Annotated in this window: 14 protein-coding genes and 1 tRNA gene; 7 read left to right on the forward strand and 8 right to left on the reverse strand. The window is 66.1% G+C overall.

Going from position 1 to position 17,609, the window contains the following annotated elements; all coding sequences use genetic code 11:
• The 4 genes from fdhF (at nucleotide 1) to HOP51_RS01465 (ending at nucleotide 4,900) form a co-directional block, all read left to right on the forward strand.
• Complete coding sequence (gene fdhF / locus HOP51_RS01450) at nucleotides 1-2,916, forward strand: formate dehydrogenase subunit alpha (protein ID WP_234272163.1); 2,916 nt, start codon at nucleotides 1-3, stop codon at nucleotides 2,914-2,916.
• Entirely contained in the window at nucleotides 2,913-3,737 is an 825-nt protein-coding gene (gene fdhD / locus HOP51_RS01455) for a formate dehydrogenase accessory sulfurtransferase FdhD (protein ID WP_234272164.1), read from the forward strand. Before fdhF ends, fdhD begins: the two co-directional genes overlap by 4 nt.
• Before the next feature lie 6 nt (nucleotides 3,738-3,743).
• Nucleotides 3,744-3,989 carry a formate dehydrogenase subunit delta gene (locus tag HOP51_RS01460; RefSeq protein ID WP_234272165.1) on the forward strand — a complete coding sequence of 82 codons (246 nt, stop codon included), beginning with the start codon at nucleotides 3,744-3,746 and terminating at the stop codon, nucleotides 3,987-3,989.
• A 251-nt stretch (nucleotides 3,990-4,240) separates the two neighbouring features.
• Nucleotides 4,241-4,900 (forward strand): L,D-transpeptidase, encoded by a 660-nt coding sequence (locus HOP51_RS01465; protein ID WP_234272166.1) that lies wholly within the window; start codon nucleotides 4,241-4,243, stop codon nucleotides 4,898-4,900.
• 13 nt (nucleotides 4,901-4,913) lie between these two features.
• Here the strand turns inward: HOP51_RS01465 and HOP51_RS01470 are convergent.
• The 8 genes from HOP51_RS01470 to HOP51_RS01510 form a co-directional block, all read right to left on the reverse strand.
• Nucleotides 4,914-5,009 (reverse strand) — tRNA-Sec (locus HOP51_RS01470).
• Nucleotides 5,010-5,032: 23 nt separating this feature from the next.
• Nucleotides 5,033-6,973, reverse strand: a complete 1,941-nt coding sequence (selB, locus tag HOP51_RS01475; RefSeq protein WP_234272167.1) for a selenocysteine-specific translation elongation factor — start codon at nucleotides 6,971-6,973, stop codon at nucleotides 5,033-5,035.
• The gene (selA, locus tag HOP51_RS01480; protein WP_234272168.1) at nucleotides 6,970-8,421 is read right to left on the reverse strand and encodes an L-seryl-tRNA(Sec) selenium transferase; all 1,452 of its coding nucleotides are present in this window, start codon (nucleotides 8,419-8,421) and stop codon (nucleotides 6,970-6,972) included. Before selA ends, selB begins: the two co-directional genes overlap by 4 nt.
• A 105-nt stretch (nucleotides 8,422-8,526) precedes the next feature.
• Nucleotides 8,527-9,462 (reverse strand): formate dehydrogenase accessory protein FdhE, encoded by a 936-nt coding sequence (gene fdhE, locus HOP51_RS01485; protein ID WP_234272169.1) that lies wholly within the window; start codon nucleotides 9,460-9,462, stop codon nucleotides 8,527-8,529.
• Nucleotides 9,459-10,148 (reverse strand): formate dehydrogenase subunit gamma, encoded by a 690-nt coding sequence (locus HOP51_RS01490; protein ID WP_234272170.1) that lies wholly within the window; start codon nucleotides 10,146-10,148, stop codon nucleotides 9,459-9,461. Before HOP51_RS01490 ends, fdhE begins: the two co-directional genes overlap by 4 nt.
• Entirely contained in the window at nucleotides 10,145-11,101 is a 957-nt protein-coding gene (fdxH, locus tag HOP51_RS01495; RefSeq protein WP_234272171.1) for a formate dehydrogenase subunit beta, read from the reverse strand. The genes HOP51_RS01490 and fdxH overlap by 4 nt, the downstream gene beginning before the upstream one ends.
• A gap of 31 nt (nucleotides 11,102-11,132) precedes the next feature.
• Nucleotides 11,133-14,201, reverse strand: coding sequence for a formate dehydrogenase-N subunit alpha (gene fdnG, locus HOP51_RS01500; RefSeq protein WP_267957553.1), 3,069 nt, complete (start codon nucleotides 14,199-14,201; stop codon nucleotides 11,133-11,135).
• A 184-nt stretch (nucleotides 14,202-14,385) separates the two neighbouring features.
• Entirely contained in the window at nucleotides 14,386-14,802 is a 417-nt protein-coding gene (locus HOP51_RS01510; protein WP_234272174.1) for a hypothetical protein, read from the reverse strand.
• Nucleotides 14,803-15,040: 238 nt separating this feature from the next.
• Between HOP51_RS01510 and HOP51_RS01515 the strand changes: the two genes are divergently transcribed.
• From HOP51_RS01515 to ahpC, 3 genes are all read left to right on the forward strand, one after another.
• The gene (locus HOP51_RS01515) at nucleotides 15,041-16,204 is read left to right on the forward strand and encodes a ChaN family lipoprotein (RefSeq protein ID WP_234272175.1); all 1,164 of its coding nucleotides are present in this window, start codon (nucleotides 15,041-15,043) and stop codon (nucleotides 16,202-16,204) included.
• A gap of 111 nt (nucleotides 16,205-16,315) precedes the next feature.
• Nucleotides 16,316-16,720: a ribonucleotide reductase subunit alpha gene (locus tag HOP51_RS01520; RefSeq protein WP_234272176.1), complete on the forward strand. Its 405-nt coding sequence runs from the start codon at nucleotides 16,316-16,318 to the stop codon at nucleotides 16,718-16,720.
• Between the two features lie 127 nt (nucleotides 16,721-16,847).
• The gene (ahpC, locus tag HOP51_RS01525) at nucleotides 16,848-17,411 is read left to right on the forward strand and encodes an alkyl hydroperoxide reductase subunit C (RefSeq protein ID WP_234272177.1); all 564 of its coding nucleotides are present in this window, start codon (nucleotides 16,848-16,850) and stop codon (nucleotides 17,409-17,411) included.
• The last annotated feature ends 198 nt before the right edge of the window (nucleotides 17,412-17,609 follow it).

Below are 17,609 nucleotides of genomic sequence, written 5' to 3' on the forward strand. Positions count from 1 at the left end.
ATGTTGCACTATTACGATCCCAAGCAGACGTCCGCTCCGCAGCATTTCCTGCCGGAGCGCGACTACGGCACCCCGGCTCGGCTCTCCGAGACGCTCGTCAGCCTCGAGATCGACGGCGTCGAGGTCACGGTGCCGGAGGGCACCTCGGTGCTGCGCGCCGCGGCCCTGGCCGACATCAACATTCCCAAGCTGTGTGCCTCGGACAACCTCGAGGCGTTCGGCTCCTGCCGCCTGTGCGCAGTGCAGATCGAGGGCAGGCGCGGCCTGCCGGCTTCCTGCACCACGCCGGTCGCGGCCGGCATGAAGGTCACCACGCAGAATGCACGGCTGGCCAAGCTGCGGCGCAACGTGATGGAGCTCTACATCTCCGATCATCCGCTGGACTGCCTGACCTGTCCGGCCAACGGCGACTGCGAACTGCAGGACATGGCCGGTGCGGTGGGCTTGCGCGAGGTGCGCTACGGTTTCGAGGGCGAGAATCATCTGGACGCCGAGACCGACGACTCCAACCCCTACTTCAGCTTCGATCCCAGCAAGTGCATTGTCTGCTCGCGCTGCGTGCGCGCCTGTGAAGAGGTGCAGGGCACCTTCGCCCTGACCATCGAGGGGCGCGGCTTCGAGTCCAAGGTCGCCGCCGGCCAGAGCGAGGCGTTCATGGATTCCGAGTGCGTCTCCTGCGGCGCCTGCGTGCAGGCCTGCCCGACCTCGACGCTGATGGAGAAATCGGTGATCGAGCAGGGCCAGCCGGAGCACAGCGTGGTAACCACTTGCGCCTACTGCGGCGTGGGCTGCTCGTTCAAGGCCGAAATGCAGGGCGACCGGGTGGTGCGCATGGTGCCGTACAAGGGCGGCGACGCCAACCACGGCCACTCCTGCGTCAAGGGCCGCTTCGCCTTCGGCTACGCCACCCACCCCGACCGCCTGAAGACGCCAATGATTCGCGAGTCGATCGACCAACCGTGGCGCGAGGTGAGTTGGGAGGAGGCGATTGCCTTCGCCGCTGAGCGGCTCAAGGCGATCCAGGCCAAGTACGGTCGCGAGAGCATCGGCGGCATCACTTCCTCTCGCTGCACCAATGAGGAAACCTATCTGGTGCAGAAGCTGGTGCGCGCCGCCTTCGGCAACAACAACACCGACACCTGTGCCCGGGTCTGCCATTCGCCCACCGGCTATGGCCTCAAGACCACCCTGGGCGAGTCCGCCGGTACCCAGACCTTCGATTCGGTGATGAAGGCCGACATTATCATGGTCATTGGCGCCAACCCCACCGATGCCCACCCGGTGTTCGCCTCGCAGATGCGTCGTCGCCTGCGCCAGGGCGCCGAGCTGATCGTCGTCGACCCGCGCCGTATCGACCTGCTCAAGACGCCGCACCATCGCGGCGCCCAGCACATTGCCCTGCGCCCCGGCACCAACGTGGCGATGATCAATGCCTTGGCTCACGTGGTGATCAGCGAAGGGCTCGAGGACCGCGAGTTCATCGCCGAGCGCTGCGACGCGGCGGGCTACCAGGCTTGGCGTGAGTTCATCCTCGATCCGCGCCATGCGCCGGAGAACGTCGAGGCGATCACCGGCGTGTCTGCCGAGCAGGTACGTCGTGCCGCGCGCACCTATGCCCAGGCACCCAACGGCGCGATCTACTACGGGCTCGGCGTCACCGAACACAGCCAGGGCTCGAGCATGGTGATGGGTATCGCCAACCTGGCCATGGCCACTGGCAACATCGGCCGTGAAGGGGTAGGCGTCAATCCGTTGCGCGGACAGAACAACGTTCAGGGTTCCTGCGACATGGGTTCCTTCCCCCACGAGCTGCCGGGCTACCAGCACGTCGGCGACCCCGCCGTGCGCGAGCGCTTCGAGGCGGCCTGGGGCGTGCCCATCGACGATGAGCCGGGCCTGCGCATCCCCAACATGTTCGACGCCGCCGTGGCTGGCGACTTCAAGGCACTCTACGTGCAGGGCGAGGACATCGCCCAGTCCGACCCCAACACCCAGCACGTCGAGCTGGCGCTGCGCTCGCTGGAGTGCCTGATCGTGCAGGACATCTTCCTCAACGAGACGGCCAAGTTCGCCCACGTGCTGTTGCCGGGCTCCTCCTTCCTGGAGAAGGACGGCACCTTCACCAACGCCGAACGGCGCATCAACCGCGTGCGCAAGGTGATGCCGCCGTTGGCTGGCAAGCAGGATTGGGAAGTGACAGTGGATCTGGCCAATGCGCTGGGCTATCCCATGCACTACGATCATCCGTCTCAGATCATGGACGAGATCGCCGGCCTCACGCCAAGCTTCGCCGGGGTCAGCTACGCGCGACTCGACGAGCTGGGCAGCATCCAGTGGCCGTGCAACGAGGTCCACCCCAAGGGCACCCCGACCATGCACATCGAGGACTTCCCCATCGGCCTCGGTCAGTTCGCCATCACCGACTACGTGGAGAGCGACGAACTCAGCAACCGCCGCTTCCCGCTGCTGTTGACCACTGGGCGGATCCTCTCCCAGTACAACGTTGGCGCCCAGACCCGACGCACCCACAACCAGGCCTGGCACGACGAGGACGTGCTCGAGCTGCATCCTTCCGATGCCGAACTGCGTGGCGTACGCGACGGCGACTGGGTCGGTATCACCAGCCGTGCCGGTCAGACGGTGCTGCGTGCGCGAGTCAGCGATCGCATGCCGCCGGGAGTGGTCTACACTACCTTCCACCATCCGGGCAGCGGGGCCAACGTGATCACCACCGACAGTTCCGACTGGGCGACCAACTGCCCAGAATACAAGGTGACCGCCGTGCAGGTCGAGAAGGTCAGCCAGCCGTCCGCCTGGCAGCGCCAATTCCAGACCTTCGACCGGCTGCAGCTCGAGCTATTGCGCGGCGGAGCCAAGGACGAAGCGGGCCAGGCTCTCAGTGGAGCGCGTGAATGAGAGACGACCACAGCCGCTGCCGGGTTCCGGTGGACGTGCGCCAGGACGGCAGCGCCGAGCGGCTGGAGGACAGCATCGCGGTGGAGACGGCGGTGGCGCTGGTCTACAACGGCATTTCCCACGCCGTCATGATGGCCACGCCGGCCGACCTCGAGGACTTTGCCCTCGGTTTCAGCCTCACCGAGGGCATTCTGCAGACGCCGGATGAACTCTACGGTATCGAGGTGTGCGAAGAAGCCGCCGGCGTCAGTGTGCGGATGGAGATCGCCACCCAGCGTTTCATGGAGCTGAAGCAGCATCGTCGCAGCCTGGCCGGGCGTACCGGTTGCGGGCTGTGCGGCACTGAGTCGCTGGAACAGGCGATTCGCCCAATCGGCCGGGTGACGGCACCTGCCGTTGGCGATGGCGCCATCCAGCAGGCGCTGGAGGCGCTGCGCTGGCACCAGCCGCTGCAGCGCGAAACCGGGGCCACCCATGGTGCCGCCTGGTGCGGCCTCGACGGGCAGGTGCAACTGGCCCGTGAGGATGTCGGGCGCCACAACGCCCTGGACAAGCTGATCGGTGTCATGATGAGGCGCCGTCTTGCGATGGCGGACGGCTTCGCTCTGGTCTCCAGTCGTGCCAGCTACGAGATGGTGCAGAAATGCGCTGCCGTCGGTATCGGCTGTCTGGTCGCGGTGTCGGCGCCCACCTCGCTCGCCATCGAGCAGACGCGTCAGGCGGGCCTGATGCTGGTCGGTTTCGCCCGCACGGGGCGCCACGTTATTTATCATCAGCCGACAAGCGAAAGCGTGCCGGCCATTCAAGCCAGCGGAGGTTGATTCGCCATGAGCCGCAGCCTGCTCGATTCCCTGATCCACATGGCGAACCAGATCGCCGCCAACAACGCTCACTACGGCGATGACGCCACCGAGCGTGTGTATACCCACCTGAAGAAGTTCTGGGCGCGCAGCATGAAGCGCCAGATCGTCGAGTACCTTCAGCAGGACGGCAGCGAGCTGTCGCCTCTGGCCCGGCAGGCCATCGAGCGGCTGGCACAGAGCCAGAGCGAGACACATTCGGCGAGGGCCTGACACCCGATATCGGCCTTTCCCGTGCTGTTTCAACGAAAGGGAGCGAGTCTCTCTTTCGCCTTGGCCTGCCTATGGTATATTCGGCCCACGCGTCTCATGGGTCGGTCGGCGGCCTTGTCGTTCCCAGCCCCATGTGACGAGATCCCCTCGAAGGGAGGCGTGCCATATCCTCATGGCGCGGGCCATGGCCGGTCCGATAATTCGATCGACTCGAGTCGGCAATAATTCCATTACGCACGGGACAGGGGCTCATGAACAGGGCATTCTTCCAGGCTGCCGCCTTGATGGCAGGCTTTTTCGCGCTTGTGCCGGCGGCGCAGGCCAATATTCCCGATTCTTCCCATGAACTCGACGGCATGCTGGCCGGTCAGCCGATGCTATGGCAGGTGCTGGATGCGACGGTCATGCCTGAAGGGCTGACGGCCGAGGAAGTATGGCTCAGCATCGACCTGCGCAGCCGCCAGGTACGGGTGCTGCGCGGCGAGACCGAGATCAAGCGCATCGAGCACCTCGCCTTCGGTGCTGGTGGTGCGGCACCGCTGCGTGCCAAGGGCAGTTCGATGACGCCGCTGGGTGAATTCCGCGTCGATCGCATCAATCGCGCCTCGCGCTTCGGCCTGTTCTTCGGCTTCGACTATCCCAACGCCCAGGTCGCCGAGGAAGCGCTGCGCAGCGGCAAGATCTCCCTCCAGGAGTACTGGTACATCGAGGAGTACCGGCGACGTCATGGCCGGGCACCGCACACCACCTCGCTGGGCGGACTGATCGGTATCCACGGTCTGGGCCGCGGCGACCCCGACGTGCATCGCAACTTCGACTGGACCGAAGGCTGTGTGGCGGTCAGCAACGAGGAGATCCGCGCGCTCGACCCTTGGCTGCGCATCGGCACGCGGGTGGTGATCACCGGCTAGGCATAGGGGAGACTGGCGGAAGAGCGAGGGAGTCGAACCCTCCAGGGACCGCTGGCAGCCCCTACTAGATTTGAAGTCTAGTCGCCCCACCGGGGGTCGATCCTCTTCCCTGAGTGTCACGTCGTAGAATGTTCAACGCCACATCTCGGCGTTGCGTATCACGCGCTCGTCGCCGATGCGTCGTGTGAATCCCACTCTATCAAAGAATTCAAGAATTTGAATGGCGAGTTTACGGCCGGTGCCGATGCGATCGCGAAAGGCGGCCGTGCGGACCCGGCCATGCTCGCGCTTGAGCGACTGCACGACGGCGGCCATCTCGGCCACTGTGGCGGCCGGATAGAAGTGGTCGCGACGCACCTGGTAGAGCCGACCGAGACGGGCGCAGGCGGTGAGCACTTCACGGATGCGCGTCTCGTCGAGATTCTGGCTTTCGAAACCCTCGTTGGCGGCCAGGTCGCGTACTCGCGGCGGCTGGAAGCGCACTGAGGCGATGAGCGGCTCGAGCCGCGCCCATAGCGCTTCGTCCTCCTCGCCGAGGCTGGCATGGTGACCGGGCAGGGCGACGAAGGGGCCTTGGGCCTCCAGCTTGCCGCCCGCGATCAGGCGCTCCAGCAGTTGCCGGCCCGTCGCTTCGGACAGTTCGGGCATGGCCTGGCGGATCAGGCGGGCGCGCTCGGTGCCGAGCATCGAGGGCTCGCGTTCGTGATTGGCGGCGACGGCATCGAGCAGCCGGGCCTCCAGTGTCTTGATGGCCTCGGCCGAGAAGGCGCGGCTTTGCCCCCGGCTCTCCAGTGTCTTACCGCCCAGCGCCGATACGGCCTCGACCAGTGCCGTCACCTCGACGTTGGCATTGCGCGCCAGGGCATCGAGATCGATGCCGGCAGGCTGCTGATGCAGTCCCTCCCTCAGCGCCGGGGTCAGCTCTAGCGGTGTGTTGGCGGCGCACTCGGCCAGCGCGCCGAGCCAGGCCAGCCGTTGGGGGCGGCGCTGGCCGCGCCGCGGCGGGTCGCCTTCGAGCACCGTGCCACCGCCCAAGGTGATCCCTGCCGCAGGATCGCGAACCACGCAGCGGTCGCCCAGGCAGGCGTGCACCGGCTCATCCAGCACCAGTTGGCCCAGCATGCGCTCGCCGGGGGCGAGACGCAGGCCCTCGAGCAGCGCGACACGACCGTTATAGCGGCCCACGCCGAGGTGCACCTGCACCGGCGACCAGTGCTTGAGCGGGTGGGCGGTTTCGAGCAGTTGGAGGTCGACGTCGAAGCGCTTGGAAAGCGGCGTTTCCAGAGCCTCGGCCACGACCCAGTCGCCACGCTGCACGACCTCGCGGCTGACGTCGGCACCGGCCAGGTTGAGCGCCACGCGGTCGCCCTGGCGAGCGTGGTCGCTGTCGCGATGCTGACGGCGCAGGCTGCGTACCCGCGCGCTAATGCCGGAAGGCTCCAGGCGCACCGTGTCCCCCCCGTGCACCCGCCCGGCGAAGGCCGTGCCGGTCACCACCACCCCGGCGCCGCTCTTGGTGAAGACGCGATCGACGGCGAGGCGGAAACGGCCCTGGATGGGGGCAGCGTGCTGCCTGGCAGCGAGGGTCCAGAGGCGGTCGCGTAGGGCCTCCACGCCTTCGCCGGTGTGGCTCGAGATCTCCAGGATCGGTGCGCCATCCAGCGGGGTGCCGGCCAGCAGAGCGGCGATCTGCTCGCATACCTGGCGGCGGCGCGCCGTGTCGACCCGGTCGATCTTGGTCAGGGCCACCAGGCCACGACCGAGCCCCAGCAGGGTGAGAATCTGCAGGTGCTCGAGGGTCTGCGGCATCACGCCGTCGTCGGCGGCCACCACCAGCAGCACCGTGTCGACGCCGGCACTGCCCGCCACCATGTGATGCAGGAAGCGCACGTGGCCGGGTACGTCGACGAAGCCGAGTTCGATGCCGTCGGCTACCTCGGGGTAGGCGAAGCCGGGCTCGATGGTCAGTCCGCGGGCCTTCTCCTCCTTCAACCGGTCGGTATCGATGCCGGTGAGACATCGGATCAGGGCGGTCTTGCCATGGTCGACGTGGCCTGCGGTACCGACGATCACGGCGAATCTCCGTGGTCCTGTCGGTGGGTGGCGGCATAGAGGTCGGGCAGGCGTTCGAGCTGTTTGAGGAAGGTCGCCTCGTCGGCCGGCGTGGCCAGGCAGCGCAGGTCGAGATGCAGGGTGGCGTCGCCGATGCGGCCAATGACCGGGCGCGGCAGCTGGCGCAGGGCGCTCTCCAGGCGACGCAGGTCGCGCTCGCGCTGGCGTCGCTGTCCGGCCCGGGAGCGCCAGGCCAGCGCTCGGCTGGGTAGGCGATCCACCGGCAGTGAGCCGCTGCCGAGCTGGCTGGCACAGGGAGCGAGCGTCACCTCGAAGTCGGCCAGCAGGCCGCGCACGCGGGGCAGCAGGCGCTCGCCGGTAGCGGCAATCTCCTCCTCGGTACGAGTCAGCAGCGCCAGGGTGGGGATGTCGCGCTCGGGGGCGTCGCTGTCGCGGTAGAGGCGCAGGGTGGCCTCCAGTGCCGCCAGGGTCAGCTTGTCCAGGCGCAGGGCGCGCTTGAGCGGGTGGCGTTTGATCGTCTCGATGGCCGTGCGGCGGCCGACGACGATGCCGGCCTGGGGGCCACCGAGCAGCTTGTCGCCGCTGAAGGTGACCACGTCGGCACCGGCGGCGATGGCATCATTCGGCTGAGCTTCGTAGGGCAAGCCGAGGGTGGCGAAGTCGGCCAGCGCGCCGCTGCCCAGATCGACCAGGAAGGGAATGCCGTGGGCGTGGGCGATCTCGGCCAGCCTGGCTTCCGGTACGCTCGCGGTGAAGCCGGTAATGGCGTAGTTGGAGGTGTGCGCCTTGACGATCAGGCCGGTGTGTTCGCCGATGGCGTCCTCGAAGTCGCGTGAGTGGGTGCGGTTGGTGGCGCCGACCTCGCGCAGCCGGCAGCCCGCCGCCTGCATGATGTCGGGCATGCGGAAGGCGCCGCCGATCTCGATCAGCTCGCCGCGTGAGATCAGCGCCTCGCGGCCGGCTCCCAGGGCGCCCAGGGCCAGCAGCACGGCGGCGGCGTTGTTGTTGACCACGGTGGCTGCCTCGGCACCGGTCAGCTCGCACAGCAATTCCTCGACCAGACGATCGCGGTCGCCGCGACTGCCATCCGCGAGGTCGTACTCCAGCGCTACGGGATGGCGTGCCGCCTCGGCCATGGCGGCGATGGCGGCTTCGGCAAGCGGCGAGCGGCCCAGGTTGGTGTGGATCACCGTGCCGGTGAGGTTGAAGACGGCGCGGGAAGCCGGGCGTGCCAGCTCGGTGAGCCGCACGAGGGCGGCATCGGCCAGGGCGTCGCTGTCGTCACTACCGGGTGCGGTGGGCTCGGCGGCAAGCCGCTGGCGGGCTTCGTCCAGGGTCTGGCGTACCGCGCGCCGCACGAGGCGATGACCATGCCGGGTACGGGCGGCGGCCACGGCGGGATGGGCCAGCAGTGTGTCCACCGCGGGCAGGTTGCGTCGAACGTCCATTGTCGTCTTCAAGTCCATGCCGAGGTCGGTCGTTCCTATTGCAAAGCGGTATCGGGCGTCCTTATGGCATAGCATGACGCACCGGGATGCGTCCAACCCTGGCGCTTAGCCCTCGGCGATCAGCAGCGGATTGAAACCGCTGCGCCGGTAGCGTCCCTCCTCGCCGAGCAGCAGGTCCAGCGCCAGGCTGGCCAGGTCGTCGGCCAGCGGCTCGACGTCGGCATCCAGCGCGCGGGGAAAGATCTTGAGGTAGCTGCCGCAGTCGCCACAGGCCTCGGCCTGGGCTACGGTGGCGTTGTCGTCTTCCTCGTCCGTGTTCGGTGTCAGGCTCAGGTAGTCGAGCTTGCCGCTCTGCTCGCACACGCTGCAAATGGAGCGCTCCAGGTACCACTGGGTCGCGCACAGGCTGCACTGCAAGTAGCGTACGCCGCTGCAACTGGCATCGGTTTCGATCAGGCTGGCCACTGGCGGCGAGCCACAGCAGGGACATAGCGTACGGACTTCGGCGCTGGGGCGGGCCGGGGCCTGTGGCAGCCGGTGTGCCAGGCGATGCCAGGCCACTTGCAGGGCGGCGCCCACCAGCGGCATCAGGCCGCGAGTGGGCGCTTCGCCGGACTCGCCGGCCAGTACCTGGCCGGCGAGTTGCCTGAGCGACTGTTCAGACCGCGTGCGCAGGGCAGCGAGCAGCGGCCGCTGGGCCTCACCGGCGTGCAGCTCCAGCGCGTCGAGCAAGGCCTCGAGTTCGCCTTGAATATCGATGTCGCCCTGCAACGCCTGGATGTTGAGTGGCGGCACGCCATGCTCGAGCGCCAGGTCGAAGGCCGCCGGTTCGGGCTGCCAACTCGACGAGGCCCGCTCCAGCGCGGCCTGCTGGGCATGGGCCAGCCGGGCCATGAAGCCGAGAAATTCCCCTAGCGGTTCGTGTCGCTCGGCGAGCTGCTGCAGGCGCCGGGCGCGCCGGGCGAAGTGATCCTCCGCGGGCAAGCGCACCTCGGACGGGTGCATGATCCCGGTAGGGGCGTTGCCGTAGGCGTGGTTCACGGCGTCTCCTGTTCGCTGTGGTCATGACGACGGCTGATCTCACGGTGCTTGCGCTCTTTTTCCATCTCCTCCTCGTACCACAGGTCGTGATGATGTCTGGCCCAGGCCTTGCTGACCCTGCCCCGTACCATGGCCTGGAACGAGCCCTTGACCCATATGCCCGAGTAGATGTGGATGATCAGGGTAATAATGGCGAGAAAGGCGAGGTAGGCATGGCCCATCGAGGCCAGCCGGCGCAGGGTGATGGGCATCGCCTCGCCGACCAGGGGTTGCCAGATCATCACCCCAGTGATCAGCAATAGGATGATGCAGCCCAGCATGATCCAGTACACCAGTTTCTGGCCGGCGTTGTTTTTGCCCACCGGCGGCAGCTTTTCGTCGCGGTTGGCGAGTACGTCGTCGATCTGCTTGAGCCACTGGATGTCGTGGCGGCGGATCAAGCTTTCCTTGAAGAAGCGCACCGCCATGATGGCGAACATCAGCACCATGAACAGGCCGATCCAGGGGTGCAGGATACGGGTCATGGTCGGCCCGCCGAACAGTCCCGTCAGCGACCAGAAGAAGGGGTGGAAGAACGGCAGCCCGCTGAGGACCAGCAGCACGAAGCTGATGGCCACGAGCCAGTGGTTGAGCCGCTCGCCGAGGCTGTAGCGGCGCAGGTAGGGATCGGATTTGGCCAGGCTCATGGGCGTTCCTCCCTGTTGTCCTGCGCTTCCCCGCTTTCCCGCTCTCTTTGCCGGGCCTCGTCGTCACGCACCGCCTGTTCGTCCTCCTCGCTGTACTCCTTGGGCCCGGCGGTGACGTAGTGGAGGAAGCCGGTCAGTGCGGCCAGCCCGATCGCTGCCGAGGCCAGCGGTTTGGTCACGCCCTTCCAGGCGCTGACCATTGGGCTGATAGTCGGGTCTTCCGGCAGGTCGCTGTAGATCTGCGGCTTGTCGGCGTGCTGCAGCACGTAGATCACGTGGGTACCGTCGACTCCCTCGGGGTTGTAGACCCCGGCGTTGTCGTAGCCGCGGCTCCTGAGGAAGTCGGTGCGGGTCTCGGCCAGGTCGAGCATGTCGTCGCGAGTGCCGAACATGATCGAGCCGGTCGGGCACGATTTCACGCAGGCCGGCTCCAGGCCGTGGAACACCCGGTCGGAGCACAGCGTGCACTTGTACGACTTGCCGTCCACTTCCGAGATCCGCGGTACGTCGAAGGGGCAGCCGGTGACACAGTAGCCGCAGCCGATGCAGTGCTCGGAGTTGAAGTCGACGATGCCGTTGGCGTACTGCACGATGGCGCCGGGCGCGGGGCAAGCCTCGAGGCAGCCCGGCTCGGCGCAGTGCATGCAGTTGTCCTTGCGGATCAGCCACTCCAGGTTGCCCTGTTCGTTTTCGTACTCGTCGAAGCGCATCACCTGCCAGGTGTTGGGCGAGAGGTCGAGCGGGTTGTCGTACTCGCCCACGTTGTTGCCGACTTCGTCGCGCAGGTCGTTCCATTCGGCGCAGGCGACCTGGCACGCCTTGCAGCCGATGCAGCGCGATACGTCGATCAGCTTGGTCACACGATCGATGCCGCCGGTACGCTCCTGGGGCGAGGGCACCTGGCTTGCCGAGCGGGCGATGACGTTCTGCAGATTGATTTGTTCTCCTCGCATCGTGTTCGACTCCTTGGTCCTTTCCCTGGCCCTATAGCTTGTCGACACGCACCAGGAACGACTTGTATTCCGGTGTCTGGGTGTTGGCATCGCCGACCGACGGCGTCAGGGTGTTGGTCAGGTGCGACTTCTTCGTCTCGCCGAGGTAGCCCCAGTGCAGCGGAATGCCGACCTGGTGGATGGTCTGGCCGGCCACCTGTAGCGGGCGGATGCGCTTGGTCACTACCGCCACGGCGTCGATGTGGCCGCGTTTGGAGCTGACGCGTACCCGGTCGCCCTTGGCGATGCCCAGCTCCTCGGCCAGAGCCTCGCCGATCTCGACGAACTTCTCCGGCTGGGCGATGGCGTTGAGCCGGTTGTGCATCGTCCAGTAATGGAAGTGTTCGGTCAGACGATAGCTGGTCGCGGCGTGGGGGAACTCCTCGAAGGTGCCGAAGTTCTCACGGTCCTGTTCGAACACCCGGGCCCCCGGGTTGTGCTTGGCCAGCGGATTGTCCGGGTGCAGCGGGTTGTCGGCGATTGGCGTCTCGAACGGTTCGTAGTGCTCCGGGAAGGGACCCTCCTTCATGCGGTCGCGGGCGAACAGCTGGCCGCGCCCGGTCTGGTTCATGATGAACGGCCCCTGGTTTCCGCCGGGGGCGGACTCGACCGGGAAGTCGGGCACGTCGTTGCCGACCCAGCGCTGGCCGTTCCACCACACCACCGCCTTGTTGGCCGCCCAGGGCGTACCGTCGGGGCGGGCGCTGGCGCGGTTGTAGAGGATGCGGCGGTTGGCCGGCCACGACCAGGCCCAGCCCAGGGTCTGCCCGGTGCCGTAGGGGTCGGAGTTGTCGCGGCGGATCATCTGGTTGCCGGCCTCGGTCCAGCAGCCGGCGAAGATCCAGCAGCCGCAGGCGGTGGAGCCGTCGGCGCGCAGGAAGCCGAAGTCCTCGATCTGTTCGCCGGCGCGCACCACCAGGTTGCGATCTTCGTCGAAGACGTCCTCCAGCGCCCAGCCGTTGTACTCCCGTGCCAGTTCCTCGGGGCTCGGCTCCTCGGGCCGGCGGTAGGGCCAGTGCAGGTTGAGGATGGGATCGGGGAAGGCGCCGCCCTCCTCCTGATAGAGCCGCTGCAGGCGCAGGAAAATGCCGGCCAGTATCGCCGTGTCGGGTAGTGCCTCGCCCGGTGGCGGGGCCGCGCGCCAGAACCACTGCAGCCAGCGTGAGCTGTTGACGATGGTGCCGTCCTCTTCGGCGAAGGCGGTGGTGGGCAGGCGGAACACCTCGGTGTCGATGGTGGCCGGGTCGACGTCGTTGTATTCGCCGTGGTTCTTCCAGAACTCCGCCGTTTCGGTGCGCAGTGGGTCGATCACCACCAGGAATCTGAGCCGCGACAGTGCCGCAGTGCTCTTGGCCTTGTGTGGGAAGGCGGCCAGCGGGTTGAAGCCCTGGCACAGGTAGCCGTTGATCTCGCCATGATGCATGCGCTCGAAGGTATGCAGAATGTCGTAGAGGTCCTCGCCCAGCTTCGGCAGCCAGTCGTAGCACCAGTCGTTGGCTTCGGTGGCGGCGTCGCCGTACCACGCCTTCATCAGGCTGACGTGGAAACGCTCGTAGTGGCGCCAGTAGGATACTTCCTCCGCCACCAGAGGCGGCCGGGCGCGTTCGAGGATGTACTCTTCATAGTCCTGTTCGTCCTCGCTGGGCAGCGACAGGTAACCCGGCAGCAGATCGGAGAGCAGGCCCAGGTCGGTCAGGCCCTGGATGTTGGAGTGTCCACGCAGCGCATTGACCCCGCCGCCACGCAGGCCCATGTTGCCCAGTAGCAGTTGGACGATGGCGGCGGTGCGGATGATCTGCGAGCCGATCGAATGCTGCGTCCAGCCCAACGCATAGAGGAAGGTCATGGTCCGGTCGGGGGCGGCCGTCTCCGCGGCCATGTCCCACACGCGCTGGATCTTCTCGCGCGGGGTGCCGCAAACCGACGAGACCACGTCGATGGTGTAGCGGCTGTAGTGCTGGCGCATCAGTTGGAACACGCAGCGCGGGTGCTCGAGAGTCGGGTCGCGCAGGGCGTGGCCATCTTCGTCGTACTCGTACTGCCAGGTGTCCATCTCATACTCGCCATTGTCGGCGTCGTAGCCGGTGAAGAGGCCGTCCTCGAAGCCGAAATCCTCGCGCACGACCAGGCTGGCATCGGTATAGGCGAGTACGTAGTCGCGCTGGAAGCGGCCACTCTCGATCAGGTAGTGGATCAGGCCGCCGAGGAAGGCGATATCGGTACCGGTACGGATCTCGGCGTAGTAGTCGGCTACCGCGGCTGTGCGATTGAAGCGCGGATCGACCACCACCAGCCGAGCGTCGTTGTGCTCACGCGCTTCCATCACCCAGCGGAAGCCCACCGGGTGTGCTTCGGCGGGGTTGCCGCCCATGGCGATGATCAGGTCGGCATTGCGAATGTCGACCCAGTGATTGGTCATGGCACCGCGACCGAATGTTGGGGCAAGACCTGCCACCGTCGGTCCGTGTCAGACGCGCGCCTGGTTGTCGAACACCACCATGCCGAGGCTGCGGGCGATCTTGTGGGTGCAGTAGGCCGTCTCGTTGGTCGAGGCCGAAGCCGCCAGCATACCCGTCGTGGTCCAGCGATTGACCGTATCGCCAGCCTCGTTCTGGTCCACGAAGTTGGCGTCGCGGTCATCCTTCATGTGCCGGGCGATGCGCTCGAAAGCTTCGTCCCAGGTGATTCGTCTCCACTCGTCGCTGCCGGCCTCGCGTACCTGGGGGTAACGCAGCCGGGATTCGCTGCGAATATAATCGAGCAGCCCGGCGCCCTTGGGGCACAGCGAGCCGCGGCTCACCGGGTGGTCCGGGTCGCCCTCGACGTGATAGATGTCGTCGACGTTGTTGATCGCTGCGTCGCCGCGGCTATAAAGCAGTACGCCGCAACCCACCGAGCAATAAGTGCAATTGCTGCGCGTGATCTTGGCGCCGGTCAGCTTGAAGTGGCGAATGGAAGCGACGGCGGGCTCCGGAGAGAACCCCATCATGGCCAGGCTGGACGTTGCCATGCCTGCCGCGCCGAGCTTGAAGAATTGTCTGCGTGTTACCCGTAGGGTCATGAGGCCTCTCCTGCCTGATTCTTCCGCCCTCTTTGTCGTTGGTGTCGTCACTGGTCGCGTTAAGGTCACGATAGTGGCCGGCTCCAGGCCGGTCTATGTCGTACAGCAAAGCGTCATACAGCAAAGCGTAGTGGTTCCGGCTCGGATTGAGCGGTGCGTATTGTTTCTGTTTGTAATCTAGGCCTCATTCCGGTGTACGTCCCGTGCTGCTTTGTGGCTCGCCATCCTCGCGGCGCCCGCTGTCATCGGCGCCCAGCGGTTCATCGGGCAGGGCCTGTTCGTCCTCTCCTTCGTCTTCCCGCTCGGGGCTCTGGGTCTCGTAGGCGGGGCCGGCATCCGACGCGGCCGGCGGCGTTTGGAACAGTTCGTCGCCCTGGGTCTCGCCGCTACCGCTGCCCTGATCCTCCTCATCCATGTCCGAACCGGTGATACCGCTGGTGGTGCCGGCGCCGCCGGGTGTGATGTCGGGCGCTTCGGTGATCTCGGCCGGGTCCATGCCGGCGGCGCTTTCGTCTGGTGTGGCCGGGTCGGCGGCCAGGGCGGTGGTGGCCCAGCCGGTGACCAGCAACAGGCAGGCATGGCGGAGCGTGAGTCGTGTCATGGAGTGCCTCCTTGCGTACTACTTGAACTACCAGCGTAGCCCCTCGAGTCTCATGCCGACAGCGAAGGACGATGCGGCGGCACACTGGCAGGATGACCGCCGGCCTGCCAACTGGAGTTCCATTCGAGGAGGGGCGTGACGAAGAGGAGCGCGAAGAGAAAGTGCGCGAAGAGGTGGCCTGATACTGCCGGGCGCCGGCAGATGCGTCATGATGGGGCAGCCCCGAGAGGAGATACCGATGCGTCGTTCGTTCGCCCCGTCCCGTATGCTGGCGCTGCTGGCCTGCCTGTTGCTCGTTCCGGCGATCCCGGTGCGAGCCGAACCCTGCCTCGTTCCGGGACAGTGGTATCAGCCCGGAGGTGAGCGTCTGAATGGCGTTGCGCTGTTCGCCGAGCTGGCCGGGCGCGACGTGGTGCTGCTCGGCGAGCAGCACGACAGCATGGATCATCATCGCTGGCAGCTGCATGTGTTGGCCGGGCTGCATGCTCTGCGTCCGAAGATGGTAATTGGCCTGGAGATGCTGCCGCGTGAAGCCCAGCCGGCACTGGAGGCCTGGGTGGCGGGTGAGCTCGACGAAGCGGAGTTCCTGGCCGCCAGCGACTGGCACGCCGCTTGGGGCTTCGATCCGGAACTCTATATGCCGATCCTGCACTTCGCGCGTCTCAACCGCGTGCCGCTCAAGGCCATCAATGTCACTCCCGAGTTGCGTGGACGGCTGGTCGAGGAGGGCTGGGAGGCGCTTCCCGAGGCCGAGCGCTTCGGCATCTCCGCCCCGGTCGAGGCCCTGCCCGAGTATCGTCAGCGCCTGGCCGACATTCATGCCCAGCATGCCGATGGGGGTGGCGGCGAGGAGGGGCTCGAACGCTTCATTGCCGCTCAACTGGTGTGGGACCGGGCCATGGCCGCCGGACTTGCCGAGGCTACGGCCGAGGGCGGGCTGGTGGTTGCCTTGATCGGTCAGGGGCACTTGCAGTTCGGCCTCGGCGTGCCTCACCAGCTCGATGACCTGGGCATCGACGATCATGTCACCCTGCTGCCCTGGCCGGTGGAGGAAGCTGAGTGCGAGCCCCTGCCCGATGGGTTGGCACAGGCGGTGTTCGCGCTCACCGAGACGCCGGCACCAGTTTTGCCGCCGGTGTCGCTGGGTGTTTTCCTGGCGCCCGACGAGAGGGGCGTGACGGTGCATTCGGTCATGCAGGGCTCGGTAGCTGAAGCGGCCGGGCTCGAGGAGGGCGATGTCCTCATGCGGGCCGCCGGTGAGCGTCTGCTGAAGCCTGCCGACCTTACCCGGCTGGTGCGGCGCCAGCCCCCCGGCACTTTGCTGCCGCTCGAAGTGCGTCGGGGTGACGAACAGCGTGAGATCCTGGCGCGCTTTCCGTCGCGTGAAGATACCGGGCACTGACCCAGGTCAGGCGAGGGAAGGGTGAATACGCTATCGTATCCGGTGCGCCGGCCAGTCCGGTGCCAGCACATTTCGCCCCATGTCGAGAGTTGCAACCTCTGGAGGTCCGTCTTGGCCATTTCCCATTTTGCCGACCTGCTCGCCGAGGCCCGTCGCCAGCCCGAACCGCAGCGGCTACTGTTCGTCTTCACCCGTGCCGAGCTGCCGGATGACCCTACCGAGGAGCAGCGCCAGCGCTTCGAGCAGGGCGAGGGTGGCGCGCTGACCCCCGTGCTGTGCGTCGACAAGGCGTCCGAGGAGCTCAGCGATATGTCCTCGCTGGTCGAGGAGTCGCGGCGCACCGGGATCGAATGGGATATCGTCTTCGTCGGTGCGCTGTCGGGCAGCGGTCGGCAGGCTCTCACCAGCGACGAGGCCGAGCATCACCTCCAGCGCATGGTCGAGTCGTTACAGATGGGCAATACCCAGCGCTTTCTGGCGCTGAATCGACAGGGTGAGGCAATAGCCTTGCAATGAGTCATCGGTGCCACCATAGACTGGTCTTATCGGAACCATGGCGGCAATCAATTTTCGCCTATGAGTTGCGATGGATAAGATAGGTCCCGTATTCGGATCACCCACCCATGACATGGAGCATTACGGAATGTCCCTGATCAACACCGAAGTCCAGCCGTTCAAGGCCAGCGCTTTCCACAACGGCGAGTTCGTCGAAGTCTCCGAAGAAAACCTGAAAGGCCAGTGGTCCGTAGTGATCTTCATGCCGGCCGCGTTCACTTTCAACTGCCCGACCGAGGTCGAGGACGCCGCCGAGCACTACGAGGAGTTCAAGAAAGCTGGTGCCGAAGTCTATATCGTCACCACCGACACCCACTTCTCGCACAAGGTGTGGCACGAGACTTCCCCGGCGGTGGGCAAGGCCAAGTTCCCGCTGGTCGGTGACCCGACTCACCAGCTGACCCGCGCCTTCGGTGTGCACATCGAAGAAGCCGGTCTGGCCCTGCGCGGCACCTTCGTGATCGACCCGGAAGGCGTGATCAAGACTCTGGAGATCCACGACAACTCCATCGCTCGCGATGTCTCCGAGACCCTGCGTAAGCTGAAGGCCGCTCAGTACGTTCGTAACAACCCGAACGAAGTCTGCCCGGCCAAGTGGAAGGAAGGCGAAGAGACTCTCGCTCCCTCTCTGGATCTGGTCGGCAAGATCTAAGGAAACACTGATTCATTGCTGCGCTCGCGTCATGAATCAGCAGTTCCCTGAGTAGAATCATCGCGAGGCCGCAAGCTGGCCTTGCGATCCCCGCCCGGGTATATGCTGCCCGGGCGATTTTCCGATACGTGCAAGCCCATGCCTGTGCCGACGCCACGTCAGCGCTGAGAGCATCGTCTTGCCTTTTTCCAGCCCGGA

Origin of the sequence: Billgrantia zhangzhouensis (genome assembly GCF_021404465.1) — a bacterium.
Lineage (GTDB): Bacteria > Pseudomonadota > Gammaproteobacteria > Pseudomonadales > Halomonadaceae > Halomonas > Halomonas zhangzhouensis.